The 12,921-nt window shown below is 61.9% G+C and carries 11 protein-coding genes; 7 read left to right on the top strand and 4 right to left on the bottom strand.

What is annotated here, in order from left to right:
* Positions 1–3 precede the first annotated feature (3 nt).
* Positions 4–1,185 (bottom strand): MFS transporter, encoded by a 1,182-nt coding sequence (locus I6N93_RS05025; protein WP_085687110.1) that lies wholly within the window; start codon positions 1,183–1,185, stop codon positions 4–6.
* Positions 1,186–1,741: 556 nt separating this feature from the next.
* Here I6N93_RS05025 and menD point away from each other — a divergent pair.
* Genes menD through menE form a run of 5 tightly spaced genes read left to right on the top strand, consistent with a single transcriptional unit; the run spans position 1,742 to position 7,391 of the window.
* Positions 1,742–3,424 carry a 2-succinyl-5-enolpyruvyl-6-hydroxy-3-cyclohexene-1-carboxylic-acid synthase gene (gene menD / locus I6N93_RS05030; protein ID WP_085687108.1) on the top strand — a complete coding sequence of 561 codons (1,683 nt, stop codon included), beginning with the start codon at positions 1,742–1,744 and terminating at the stop codon, positions 3,422–3,424.
* On the top strand, positions 3,424–4,185 hold the full coding sequence (gene menH, locus I6N93_RS05035; protein WP_085687144.1) for a 2-succinyl-6-hydroxy-2,4-cyclohexadiene-1-carboxylate synthase: 762 nt from the start codon (positions 3,424–3,426) through the stop codon (positions 4,183–4,185). The genes menD and menH overlap by 1 nt, the downstream gene beginning before the upstream one ends.
* Before the next feature lie 13 nt (positions 4,186–4,198).
* On the top strand, positions 4,199–5,056 hold the full coding sequence (gene menB, locus I6N93_RS05040; RefSeq protein ID WP_085687106.1) for a 1,4-dihydroxy-2-naphthoyl-CoA synthase: 858 nt from the start codon (positions 4,199–4,201) through the stop codon (positions 5,054–5,056).
* The gene (gene menC, locus I6N93_RS05045) at positions 5,056–6,024 is read left to right on the top strand and encodes an o-succinylbenzoate synthase (RefSeq protein WP_085687104.1); all 969 of its coding nucleotides are present in this window, start codon (positions 5,056–5,058) and stop codon (positions 6,022–6,024) included. Before menB ends, menC begins: the two co-directional genes overlap by 1 nt.
* Positions 6,012–7,391, top strand: coding sequence for an o-succinylbenzoate--CoA ligase (menE, locus tag I6N93_RS05050; RefSeq protein WP_085687102.1), 1,380 nt, complete (start codon positions 6,012–6,014; stop codon positions 7,389–7,391). Before menC ends, menE begins: the two co-directional genes overlap by 13 nt.
* A 54-nt stretch (positions 7,392–7,445) precedes the next feature.
* Here menE and katA read toward each other — a convergent pair whose 3' ends face one another.
* On the bottom strand, positions 7,446–8,885 hold the full coding sequence (gene katA / locus I6N93_RS05055; protein WP_085687100.1) for a catalase KatA: 1,440 nt from the start codon (positions 8,883–8,885) through the stop codon (positions 7,446–7,448).
* A gap of 274 nt (positions 8,886–9,159) precedes the next feature.
* On the opposite strand from katA, the gene I6N93_RS05060 reads away from it, so the two are divergent.
* Entirely contained in the window at positions 9,160–9,699 is a 540-nt protein-coding gene (locus tag I6N93_RS05060; RefSeq protein ID WP_085687098.1) for a YfaZ family outer membrane protein, read from the top strand.
* Between the two features lie 236 nt (positions 9,700–9,935).
* Complete coding sequence (locus I6N93_RS05065) at positions 9,936–11,135, top strand: nicotinamide mononucleotide deamidase-related protein YfaY (RefSeq protein ID WP_085687097.1); 1,200 nt, start codon at positions 9,936–9,938, stop codon at positions 11,133–11,135.
* Between the two features lie 67 nt (positions 11,136–11,202).
* Here the strand turns inward: I6N93_RS05065 and I6N93_RS05070 are convergent, their stop codons facing one another.
* On the bottom strand, positions 11,203–12,063 hold the full coding sequence (locus I6N93_RS05070; protein WP_085687095.1) for a co-chaperone YbbN: 861 nt from the start codon (positions 12,061–12,063) through the stop codon (positions 11,203–11,205).
* A 61-nt stretch (positions 12,064–12,124) separates the two neighbouring features.
* Complete coding sequence (locus I6N93_RS05075) at positions 12,125–12,901, bottom strand: SDR family oxidoreductase (RefSeq protein ID WP_085687093.1); 777 nt, start codon at positions 12,899–12,901, stop codon at positions 12,125–12,127.
* Positions 12,902–12,921 lie beyond the last annotated feature (20 nt).

Consider the following 12,921-nt stretch of genomic DNA (forward strand, 5'->3'; position numbering starts at 1 on the left):
CAATCAATCTCCAGACGAACGGATAATGGCGTGAGAGCTGGCGCAGATCGCCAGCAATAAGATAACGATAATGCCCAGCGCCAGCGACAGGCTGCTGATCTGGGCAACAAATCCTAACAGCGTGGGCCCCAGCAGCGAACCGGCGTAGCCCAGGGTCGTAATGGACGCCAGCGCCAGATGCGGCGGCATAACCGTCTGGTTGCCGGCGCTGGAAAACAGAATAGGCACCACATTGGCCGCGCCCAGACCAACGAGCGCAAAACCGCCGATGGCGGTGATCGGATTGTCGATCGTAATCGTCATCAGCAATCCCGCGGCCGCGCACAGACTCCCGCCGGCAACGATGGCGAAGCGGCCCAGACGGTTGACGAGGCGATCGCCATAGAGCCGACCCAACGTCATCGTGATGGAGAAGACCGCGAAGCCGATACCGGCCTGACGCGGGTCGATGCCGCGGAACGCGGTTAAGTACAGCGCTCCCCAGTCAAGCATTGCGCCCTCGGTCAGAAACATGACGAAGCATAAAATGCCGATGAACAGCACCCGGCCCCGCGGCACCGCCAGCAGCGGCCCCTCGTTGGCGCGGGATGTGGCGCGCAGCATATGGCGCTGGGACCAAAACAGCATCAGCCAGACCAGCAGAGCCATCGCCAGCGTGGCCGGTAGAGGAGGCAGTCCGAGCCACAGCAGCAGACTGACGCAGCCGGCGCCGACGATCCCTCCGACGCTGTAAAACCCATGAAAACTGGACATCTGGGCCCGTTGATTAGCGCGTTCCACCTCAACGGCTTGCACATTGATGGCGACATCCATCAACCCCAGCATCGCGCCCAAACATCCCAAAACCAGCGCCATCGACAAAACCGCGTCGGGAAGCGTCAGCAACGGCAGCAACACGCAGAGTGCCGTGCCGGAGGCGAAAATCACACGTCGACAGCTAAACCGGGCCGTCAGGAATCCGGCCAGCGGCATGGAGATCAGCGAGCCGATGCCGATGCTCAGCAGCAACATGCCGAGCGTGGCGTCATTGATGTGCAGCCGCTGCTTGGTGTAAGGCACCAGCGGAGCCCATGACGATACGACCGTGCCGGAGATCAAAAAACCGATCCGGGTGGCGGCTTGCACGGCTTTGTCCGTCGGGGAAGAAAAAGGGGATATAGGCTGGGTGTTGGCGGTTGAACGCATGAGAGACAGAGACCACGTCTGGAATCAGAGATATAAATTACTTTTATCATAACTCGGGGCTTTTATCGAAAGGGGATCTGCTTTTCATCAACGGGAAATCATCTTTTATCGGCTGGTCTCGCCAGGTTGAGGCTATGGCACGAGTGGCTCGGCGGCACCCAAGCTAAAGAAGCGTCCGCGCCGAGACGCGCGTGGCGCGGCCAATCTCCCCCGAAAGACCACCGGCGTTTTTTTTCTGTGGTCTCACCCGTATAATCCCACACTTTCAATTAGGATTTCCGGACGTCGCGACGAGACGCTCAGATCTGCCGCCGCGAATGGAGCCGGCGTTCGGCGGCCCTCGATGCGGCGCGGGGAGCGCGGCCGGAACTGATCCAGAACAAGAAAGTCAGAAATTGGAAAACAAGGCGGCGGGTCCCAAATCGCTGCTGAACGGCGATATGTCATAGTTTTGTTTTATGTTTGTTGTTCCTGCTAAGGGTTTACATCAAAGTTGGTTGTATAAAACAAAATATAATTATTCCTACAACCCGCAACCAGAGTTGTTGAGTCGATCATGTCTACAAGTGTATTTAATCGCCGCTGGGCGGTAGTTTTGCTGGAAACGCTAACCCGGCATGGTATACGCCATGTCTGCATCGCGCCCGGCTCACGCTCGACGCCGCTGACCCTCGCGGCGGCAGAGCACCCGGTGCTAACCTGTCATACCCACTTCGATGAACGTGGGCTGGGGCACTTGGCGTTGGGGCTGGCAAAGACGTCCGGGCAGACGGTGGCGGTGATCGTGACGTCGGGAACGGCGGCGGCGAACCTGTATCCGGCGATCATTGAAGCCGGTCTGACCGGTGAAAAGCTGGTGGTGCTAACGGCCGACCGGCCGCCGGAGCTGATCGACTGCGGCGCAAATCAGGCCATCCGCCAACCCGGCATGTTCGCCTCTCATACCACGCATACGCTGGCGCTCCCCCGACCCACCCCGGACATTCCGGCAAGCTGGCTGGTCTCCGCGGTTGACGATGTCGTGGGACGCTTGACGCACGGCGCGCTGCATATCAATTGCCCTTTCGCCGAGCCTCTGTACGGCCCGGACGACCCGGAGGCCCATCAAATCTGGCTACAGGCGTTGGGATCCTGGTGGCGTGAATCGTCGTCGTGGCTGCGGGCGGATGAATCTGCGCCGTGTTGCGCCGCGCAGCCTGACTGGCCGGCGTGGCGTCGGAAACGCGGCGTGGTCATCGCCGGTCGCGTACCGGCCGAGTGCGGCGAAGCCATCGCGCGCTGGGCGCGTCAACTGGGCTGGCCGTTGATCGGCGATGTGCTCTCCCAGTCCGGCCAGCCATTGCCTCATGCGGATCTGTGGCTGGCGCATCCCGAGGCTTATTGTCTGCAACAGGCCGAGATTGTCATCCAGCTCGGCGCCGGTTTGATCGGTAAGCGGCTGTTGCAGTGGCAGGCGGCGATCCGGCCGCAGGAGTACTGGCTGGTGGACGCGCTGCCCGGTCGTCTGGACCCGGCGCATCATTGCGGGCGTCGGCTGGTCGCGCCTATCGCCGACTGGCTGACCGCACATCCTCCTGAGCCTGAGCCGCTCCAACCGTGGGCCGCCGCCTTGCCTGAGTGCGTGGAACGCGTCGGCGCGCAGGTGAGTGCCCGACTAACGGAAGGGTTTGGCGAAGCGCAGCTGGCGCACCGCCTGCCGGCGTTGTTGCCGGCGGACGGACAGCTTTTTCTGGGCAACAGCCTGACGATCCGCCTGGTGGATGCATTGGCCCGACTGCCCGCGGGCTATCCGGTTTACGCCAATCGGGGCGCCAGCGGCATCGACGGCCTGGTCTCGACGCTGGCCGGCGTCCAGCGCGGCAACGGGCGGCCCATGCTGGCGGTTATCGGCGATCTGTCAGCACTTTATGACGTCAACGCGCTGGCGCTCCTGCGTCATCCTCCCGCGCCGCTGGTGCTGATCGTGGTGAATAACAACGGCGGCCAGATTTTCTCTTTATTGCCGACGCCTGAGCAGGCGCGGGAGACATTCTATTGTATGCCGCAGCAGGTGGCGTTCAGCCACGCCGCCGCATTGTTCGGCCTGCGCTACGCCCGGGCGACCAACTGGCGCGAGGTCGTCGATGCCGCGTCAGACGGGTTTAAACAGGCGACGACGACGCTATTGGAAGTGTCGGTATCGCCAAAAGCGGGAGCGGAGTGCCTGCAACAGCTTTTGACCGAGGTCGTCACATGGTGATGCGCGCGCGCAGTCTTCATCAGGGGGAACCGGGACAGCCGTGGCTGATTTTACTCCACGGTCTGCTGGGCAGCGGCGAAGACTGGCGGCCCATCCTTCCTTTTCTGAACGATCGCCCTGTGTTGCTGGTCGATTTGCCGGGCCACGGCGACTCCCGCCATCAGTCCGCCGAGGGTTTTGACGATGTCAGCCGCCAACTCACCGCGCTGTTGGTGGAGCAGAGCATCCGCGACTACTGGCTGCTGGGCTATTCGCTCGGCGGCCGTATCGCCATGTTCCACGCCTGTCACGGCGAGACGCCGGGGCTGCGTGGTTTGCTGGTGGAAGGCGGGCATCCGGGGCTGGCGACGACGGCGGAGCGCGAGGCGCGTGCGGCGCACGATGCCCGCTGGGCGCGCCGTTTTGCGCAGGAGCCGCTGGCTCAGGTACTGGCGGACTGGTATCGGCAGCCGGTTTTCGCGCACCTGAACTGCGCACAGCGGCAGGCGTTGATAGAGCGGCGCAGCCGCAACGACGGCGCGGAGGTGGCCGGCATGCTGATCGCCACTTCGTTGTCCCGACAGCCGCCGTTATCGGCGGCGTTGCGACGGCTGCCGGTGCCGTTCGGCTATCTGTGCGGCGAGCGCGACATCAAGTTTCAGACGCTGGCGCGGCGGGAGCATCTGCCGCTGCTGAGCGTGGCCGACTGCGGCCATAATGCCCATCAGGAGAATCCGGCCGACTATGCGGCGCGGATCCGTTCATTGATTTCCCTCCCGTAAAGGAATAATCCCTATGCTGTATCCGAGTGAAGAATTGCTGTACGCCCCTATCGACTGGCATGACTGCAGCGGTGATTTTGTCGATATTCTCTACCACAAATCGGCTGACGGCATTGCCAAAATCACCATCAACCGCCCCCAGGTACGTAATGCCTTCCGTCCGCTGACGGTCAAAGAGATGCTTCAGGCGCTGGACAACGCGCGCCATGACGACGGCATCGGCGTGATCATCCTGACCGGCGCAGGCGACATGGCGTTCTGCTCCGGCGGAGACCAAAAAGTCCGCGGCGACTACGGTGGTTATCAGGACGACAGCGGCGTTCATCACCTGAACGTGCTCGACTTCCAGCGCCAGATCCGTACTTGCCCGAAACCGGTGGTGGCGATGGTGGCGGGTTATTCCATCGGCGGCGGCCACGTGCTGCATATGATGTGCGACCTGACCGTGGCGGCGGAAAATGCCATCTTCGGTCAGACCGGCCCGCGTGTCGGCTCCTTCGACGGCGGTTGGGGCGCCTCCTACATGGCGCGCATCGTCGGTCAGAAAAAGGCGCGGGAAATCTGGTTCCTGTGCCGCCAGTACGATGCGCGGCAGGCGCTGGAGATGGGACTGGTGAATACCGTCGTCCCGTTGGCGGACCTGGAAAAAGAGACGGTGCGCTGGTGCCGCGAAATGCTGCAGAACAGCCCGATGGCGCTGCGTTGCCTGAAAGCGGCGCTCAACGCCGACTGTGACGGTCAGGCGGGATTGCAAGAGCTGGCGGGCAACGCCACCATGCTGTTCTACATGACCGACGAAGGACAGGAAGGGCGCAATGCCTTCAATGAAAAACGCCAGCCTGACTTCAGCAAATTCCGGCGGAATCCGTAATGCGTCGGGCGACGCTCTACCGCTACAGCGTACCGATGGATGCCGGCGTGGTGCTGCGCAATCAGCGGCTCAAAAACCGCGACGGCCTAATCGTGCAGCTGTGCGACGGCGAACGGGGCGGTTGGGGCGAGATAGCCCCGCTGCCGCAGTTCAGCGTTGAAACGCTGGGCGACGCCGAGACCGCCGTCCGCGAGTCGTTGTTGCGCTGGTTAAACGGTGACTCGCTGGAAGAAACCGGCGTGCCGTCGGTCGACTTCGGTCTGAGCTTCGCCGACGCGGAGCTTTCAGGAATGCTGCCACAGGACGCCGACTACCGCAAAGCGCCGCTGTGCAGCGGCGATCCGGATGAGCTGTTCGCGATGTTGCAGGGGCTGCCGAATCCGGTGGCGAAAGTCAAAGTCGGGTTATACGAAGCCGTGCGGGACGGCATGATCGTCAACCTACTGCTTGATGCTTTGCCGCAGCTGTCCTTGCGTTTGGACGCCAACCGCAGCTGGACGCGGGCCAAAGCCGACGGTTTTGCACGCTATGTCGATCCGGCCGTGCGATCCCGCATCGCCTTTCTGGAAGAGCCGTGCAAAACCCGCGAGGAGTCGCGGGCCTTCGCGCGCGACACCGGCATCAATATCGCGTGGGACGAGAGCGTGCGTGAGCCGGACTTCCGCGTGGAAGCCGAGCCGGGAGTCAGCGCCATCATCATCAAACCCACGCTGGTCGGCAGCCTGACTCGCTGCCGACAGCTGGTTATGCAGGCGCATCAGGCGGGCCTGACGGCGGTGATCAGCTCCAGCATCGAATCCAGTCTGGGTTTGACGCAGCTGGCGCGATTGGCGCACTGGCTTACGCCAGAGGTCATCCCCGGTCTGGATACGCTGGATCTGATGCAGATGCAGGTGTTGCGGCCCTGGCCGGATAGCTCCCTGCCGCTGCTCAAGGCCGAGCAGTTGGACGCACTATGGCGGTCGTGACCGACTGGTCGTGGCGGCACTGGGCGCGACGGCAGCCTAACGCGGCGGCGTTAATCCGTGATGATGACGTGTGGAGCTGGCGCAAGCTGGCCGGTGAGGTTGAAAAGCGAGCTGCGGCATTCTCCCGTCAGGGCGTGACGGAAGGAAGCGGCGTGGCGCTGCGCGGGCGCAACAGCAGCGAGATGCTGTTGAGCTACCTGGCGCTGTTGCAGTGCGGCGCACGGTTGCTGCCGCTCAATCCGCAGCTGCCCGTCACGCAGACGGACGTGCTGCTGCCATCGTTGGATATCCGCTTTGGCCTGTGCTTCAGCGATGCCGATTGGCCCGGCGCGATTGTCCCTCTCTCTGCAGCGGTCAACGATGCCGTAGACACCGATCCGCGCATCGCATGGGATCAGGAGCGGCTGGCGACGATGACGCTGACCTCCGGCTCCAACGGTCTGCCGAAGGCGGCGGTGCATACCTTCGCCGCGCATCTGGCGAGCGCGGAGGGCGTATGCGGACTGATGCCCTACGCGATGGGCGATAGTTGGCTGCTCTCCTTGCCGTTGTTTCATGTGTCCGGGCAGGGCATCGTCTGGCGCTGGCTGGCGGCGGGAGCCACGCTGGTCGTGCGGCCGGGTCGTTCGCTGGATATCGCGCTGCGGGGCTGTACACATGCTTCGCTGGTGCCTACTCAGCTATGGCGGCTGCTGGCGCAGGGCGACGTGCCGACATCGCTGACCTCGGTGCTGCTGGGCGGCGCGATGATCCCACTGACGTTGACGCAACAGGCCGAAGCGAGCGGCATTCGTTGCTGGTGCGGTTACGGGCTGACTGAACTGGCTTCTACCGTGTGCGCCAAGCGCGCCGACGGCCGGCCCGGCGTAGGCATGCCGCTGGCCGGGCGGCAGATCAAGGCGGTGGATGAGGAGATCTGGCTGCGCGGCGACAGTCTCGCGTCCGGCTACTGGCGCGACGGCGCGCTGCATCCGCTGACCGACGCGCAGGGCTGGTTCCACACCCGCGATCGCGGCTGCTGGGATGGCAGCGAGTGGCGCATTATGGGGCGGTTGGATAATCAGTTTTTCAGCGGCGGGGAAGGCGTGCAGCCGGAGGACGTGGAAGCGGTGTTATTGCGGCATCCGGCGGTGGAGTTCGCCTGCGTCGTGCCGGTGGATGACGCGGAGTTCGGGCAACGCCCGGTGGCGGTGGTGGAAATGACGGGAGAGGACGGACTGGCCGCGCTGCGCGACTGGCTCGCTCCGCAGCTGGCGGGGTATCAGCGTCCCGTGGCGTTCTATCGGCTGCCCGAAGCGCTGAAAAACGGCGGGATAAAGATTTCCCGTCAGCAGGTGACCGCCTGGGTGAGACGTCAACGCGGCTGACGTACCTGCGGGCGGCGTGTCCGTAAAAGACACTCGCCGTCTGCAGGTAGGACATTAACGGCCCAGCGCTTTGGCGACGCCCGCGCCGTAGGCCGGATCGACCAGGTTAAACAGCGCGATCTGACGCTCCTGGATGAACTCAGGCACCTGAGACAGCTCGCCGGCGATACGCTGGAACATCCGCTGATGCTCTTCTTCGCTCAACAGCTGGAACAGCGCGCGCGGCTGGCTGAAGTAATCGTCGTCTTCGCGGTGGTTCCAGTGGTCGGCTGCGCCTTCCAGCGACAGCGGCGGCTCGCTGAAATCAGGCTGTTCCTGAAATACGTTGAAGCTGTTCGGCTCATAGGTTGCGCCGTTGCCGCTGTTGCCGTCCACGCGCATGGCGCCGTCACGGTGATAGCTATGGAACGGGCAGCGCGGTTTATTGACCGGGATCTGATGGTGGTTGACACCCAGTCGGTAACGCTCGGCATCGCCGTAGGAGAACAGACGGCCCTGCAGCATTCTGTCCGGCGAGAAGCTGACGCCGGGCACGACATTCGCCGGGCTGAACGCGGACTGTTCCACTTCGGCGAAGTAGTTTTCCGGGTTGCGGTTCAGTTCGAAATAACCCACATCGATCGGCGGATAGTCGGCATGCGGCCAGACTTTGGTCAGATCGAACGGGTTGTACGGTACCTGAGAGGCTTCTGCTTCCGGCATGATCTGCACCTGCAAATTCCAGCGCGGGAAATCGCCGCGCTCAATGGCGTCGAACAGATCGCGCTGCGAGCTTTCGCGGTCTTTACCGATCAGGCGTTCGGCTTCGTCGTCCATCAGGTTTTCAATTCCCTGCTGGCAGCGAAAGTGGAATTTCACCCAGAAGCGTTCGTTGGCGGCGTTAATGAAGCTGTAGGCGTGGCTGCCGAATCCGTGAATGTGGCGATAGGATCTCGGCAGACCGCGATCGCTGAAGTCGATGGTCAGCTGATGCAGCGATTCCGGCAGCTGGGAGAAGAAGTCCCATTTGTAGACCGGGTTGCGCAGGTTAGTGCGCGGGTCGCGTTTCACCACATGGTTCAGGTCCGGGAATTTCAGCGGATCGCGCAGGTAAAATACCGGCGTGTTGTTGCCGACCAAATCCCAGTTGCCCTCTTCGGTGTAAAACTTCATCGCGAAACCGCGAATATCGCGCTCGGCGTCGGCGCCGCCCCGTTCGCCCGCCACGGTGGAGAAGCGCATGAACATGTCCGTTTGCTTACCGACTGCGGAGAAGATTTTAGCGCGGGTGTAGCGGGTGATATCGTGGGTGACGGTGAAAGTGCCGTAAGCGCCGGAGCCTTTGGCATGCATACGCCGCTCAGGGATTACCTCGCGGTCAAAATGCGCCAGCTTTTCCAAAAACCAGACGTCTTGTAGCAGCATGGGGCCTCGGGAACCTGCGGTCATGACATTGTTATTGCTGACGACTGGCGCACCGGAGGCGGTGGTCAGCTTTTGTTTTTCATTGCTCATTGGGACTTCCTTACGGTTTACTTGACTGGTTAGAACTATCAATCGGCGCGAATAAATAGGCAAATCGGTGATTCTTATTAGTGGCATCGCCAGAGTTGAAGAATGCGAATAGGTCTCATCCGGAGACGTCGGCCCCTATTTTTAGCCATATTCTGTCTTCCGCCGCCGCCGACTTGACGTAGAATCACCCCGTTTTCGTAACGTCTCTATCGGCCTTGCGTCCGGCAACCGGCGCAGGGCCGATGTTCCCAAACCATGATGAAGGATGACAATAATGAAGAAATTGATGACCGCCTGCCTAAGCGGCCTTTTGCTGGCCTCGGCGGGCGCTCAGGCTATCGGCGTTTCGGCGGAAGCGGGAAATGACTATGTGGGCGGCGGCGCCAGCATTGGGTTGCCATTCCCCGGCCTGTCCGCCAACGCGGGCTGGGGTCACGATAATGACAACAACAACGACGCCTACACCCTGGGAGTGGATTACGGCTTTAGCCTCGGCCGCGCCGCCGTCAAAGCGGGCGTCAAAGGCGTTTATCTGCAGCCCGATCGCGGAGACGACGGTTACGGTCTGGCGCTCGGCGGCGGCGTGCAGTTCCCGCTGATCTCGTCTTTCTCGCTGTTCGGGGAAGGCTACTACTCGCCGGATGCGTTCACCAGCCATCTGGATCGTTATGTTGAAGCGAAAGGCGGCGTGCGTTGGCAGCCGCTGCGTCCGCTCTCCGTGGACGTGGGCTATCGCTACATCACGATGGGATCGTCCAACGACGATCGCAGAATCGCCGACGGTTTCTATCTGAGCGCGGGGCTAAGCTTCTAACGTCTGCCATAGGGCGCGGTTTTCCGCGCCTTCGTCTCGTGATCTTCAATCCCACGTTTATCCGCAGCGTCATTCCTTTATTATTTAGGTATCATAAATTGTGATGACTTCGTGCCGACAGGCGCAGGATCGCAGCTTGCCAATCGGCGATGTCCTCTTATTGACCGCATATCCGACGAGGCGCGCCAACGTCAGGTAGACGAAGGCCCGACGATTCACGAATGGAGAAAGTAAACATGCTTAGGGTTGAGATGCTTTGCACCGGCGATGAGGTGCTGCACGGCCAGATCGTCGACACCAATGCGGCCTGGTTGGCGGATTATCTGTTTCAACAAGGCGCGCCGATGGCCAGCCGCATGACGGTTGGCGATGAATTGGATGCGCTGGTGACGGCATTGACCGAACGCAGTCATGTCGCAGACGTGCTGATCGTTAACGGCGGACTGGGGCCGACCAGCGACGATTTGAGTTCGCTGGCGGCGGCGACGGCGGCAGACGTATCGCTGGTGGAGCACTCGGCGTGGCTGGCGAAAATGACGGCTTACTTTGCCGATCGCGGGCGTCCCATGTCGTCGTTGAATCGGAAGCAGGCGCTGATCCCGGACGGCGCGGAGCTCCTCGATAACCCGATCGGCACCGCCTGCGGCTTCGCGCTAAAGCTGAACCGCTGCATGCTATTTTTCACGCCCGGCGTGCCGTCTGAATTCAAGGTGATGGTGGACCAGCAGATTATGCCGCGGTTACGTCAGCGTTTCACGCTCGGCGAAGCGCCGCTGTGTCTGCGCCTGACCACCTTCGGGCGCGGTGAAAGCGATTTGGCGAGCGCGCTGGCGCCGCTCATCCTGCCGCCGGGCGTCGTGCTGGGATACCGCTGCGCCGTGCCCATCGTCGAAATCAAACTGACCGGCCCTGCATCGCAGCAGCACGCTATGCAGACGCTGTGGCGACAGGTGAAGGCGATCGTCGGCGACAGTATGGTGTTCGAGGGGACCGCGGGTCTGCCTGTGCAGCTGGCGCAGACGCTGTCTGAGCGTCAACTGCGGTTGGCGGTCGCCGAGGAATTCACCGCCGGGCTGCTGCACTGGCAGCTGCGTGGCGCCAATGCGCCGTTGGCGGGCGGCGAGCTGTCGACGGCATCCCCTGTAATATCCAATACCTTGGCGGCGGTGGCGCAACAGGCACGTGAGCTGGCGCAGCGACGCTCGGCGCAGATGGCTCTGGTGGTGGGTGGGCTAGGCGAAGGACGCTTGTCTCTGGCGTTGCATACGCCTTCGCAAACGCTGGCTCAGACCCTGAGGTTCAATGCGGCGCGCTACGCGTTATCGACGCAGCAGGAGATTGTCGCTATGGCGGCGATGAATATGCTGCGGCGTTGGTCGAGCGGCGTCTCGCCCTACGGCGGCAACGGCTGGATTGAAACGTTGGAAACACTCTAGCGGGATACAATGGCCTGGCGGGATACAACGACGACGGGCCGGGGCGGCCCGTCGAAAAGCGCGGTAATCAATAAAGCAGGGCGTAGAGCTGGCGACGATAGCGCGCGGCCAGCGCGTCACCGGTGCCCAGCGCGGACATGATGTCCATCATCGTTTTGCGCGCGCTGCCGTTGGCGGCCGTCAGATCTTTCTTTAGCATGCCGATCAGCAATTCCAGCGCTTCTTCGTTGCGCCCGACCTGATGCAGCTGCAAGGCCAGCTTCACCGCCAGCTCCGCGTTGTCCGGATCCGCGTCCAGCTCCTGCTGCAGCTGTTTGATCTCCGGCGTATCGGCGGCCTGCTTCATGAGATCAATCTGCGCCACCAACCCGTGATAGCGGCTATCCTGATCCTGCAGCGGAATGGCGCTCAGCACGGTTTCGGCGTCTTCCGCACGATTCAGCTCAATCTGCACTTCGGCCAGCAACAGGGCGATGTCGCTGCGTTTGCTATCCAACTGCCAGGCATCTTTCAACAGCGGCAGGGCGTCCTGCAGCTTGCCTTCCTGAATCAAACGCTCGGCTTCTGCCGTTTTGAGATCTTCCTCTTTCGGCAGAACGCGCTGCAGCAGTTCGCGGATCGCTGCTTCCGGCTGCGGCCCCTGAAAGCCGTCCAACGGCTGACCATCCTTAAACAGATAGACGGTGGGGATCGCGCGCAGGCCGAATTGCGCGGCGACGCGCTGCTCGGCGTCGCAGTCCACTTTGGCCAGCAAGAACTGCCCCGCGTATTCGGTGGCCAGCCGGTCTAGTACCGGACCTAATTCCTGACAGTGCGGGCTGCGCTCCGACCAGAAGTAGATCAGCACCGGGGCGGTCATCGACTGCTCCAGCACCTGCTGCAGATTCGTTTCGTTAATATCAATCACATTGGCGTGTTGTTCTAGCATGGAATTCTCTCTTATCCGTTTCAGCGAGTTATGGGGGCAAATCCCTCTGCTTCAACCCCTGTTAGGAGCGAGTGCGTAATAAGCCGTCGAGCGCACGCCCGGGGAGCAGGCGGCGGAGTATCGACAGCGCATGGGTCATCAAGGTGACCGGATAGCGTAATTTGGGGCGCGGACTTTCCAAAGCATGGCGCAGTTTGGGCAATATCGCCTCTGGCGTTAGCGTGAATCGCTTGGCGATGCCGGGATTGGTGACGGGACGATCGCGCTGCGTTTGGTTTACGTTGGCGGAGAACTGTGTGCTAATCGGCCCCGGTTCTATCAATGAAACGTGTATCCCGCTGCCGTGCAGTTCCATACGTAGCGCGTCCGACCAGGCTTCGAGCGCAAACTTGCTGGCGGCATAGGCGCCGCGTCCCGGCGTGACCACCAGCCCCATGACGGAACTGGTCTGGATGATTCGCCCCTCGCCGTGCGCGAGCATGGCGGGCAGCAGCCGCTGCGTCAGTTGATGGGTGCCGAACAGATTGCTGGAAAACTGCTGTTCCAACTGCTGGCGGGAGATCGTATTCAGCGGCCCGTACACGCCGTAGCCAGCGTTGTTGAACAGCCCGTACAACCGGTTTCCGGTGAGCGAAATCACGCGGTCGGCGGCGCGGTCCACACTGTCGCCGTCATCCAGATCTAGTTCGATGCCTTCCAGCCCCAGCGTGTTCATTTTTTCCACATCTTCCGCACGTCGGCAGGCCGCCAGAACACGGTAGCCGCGCAGCTTAAGATCCTGTGCGGCGATCAGGCCGATACCGCTGGAACAGCCGGTGATTAAAATCGTTTTTTGCATAACTTTACCTAACTATAAAG

Source organism: Lonsdalea populi (assembly GCF_015999465.1).
In the GTDB taxonomy this organism is placed as follows: Bacteria; Pseudomonadota; Gammaproteobacteria; order Enterobacterales; family Enterobacteriaceae; genus Lonsdalea; species Lonsdalea populi.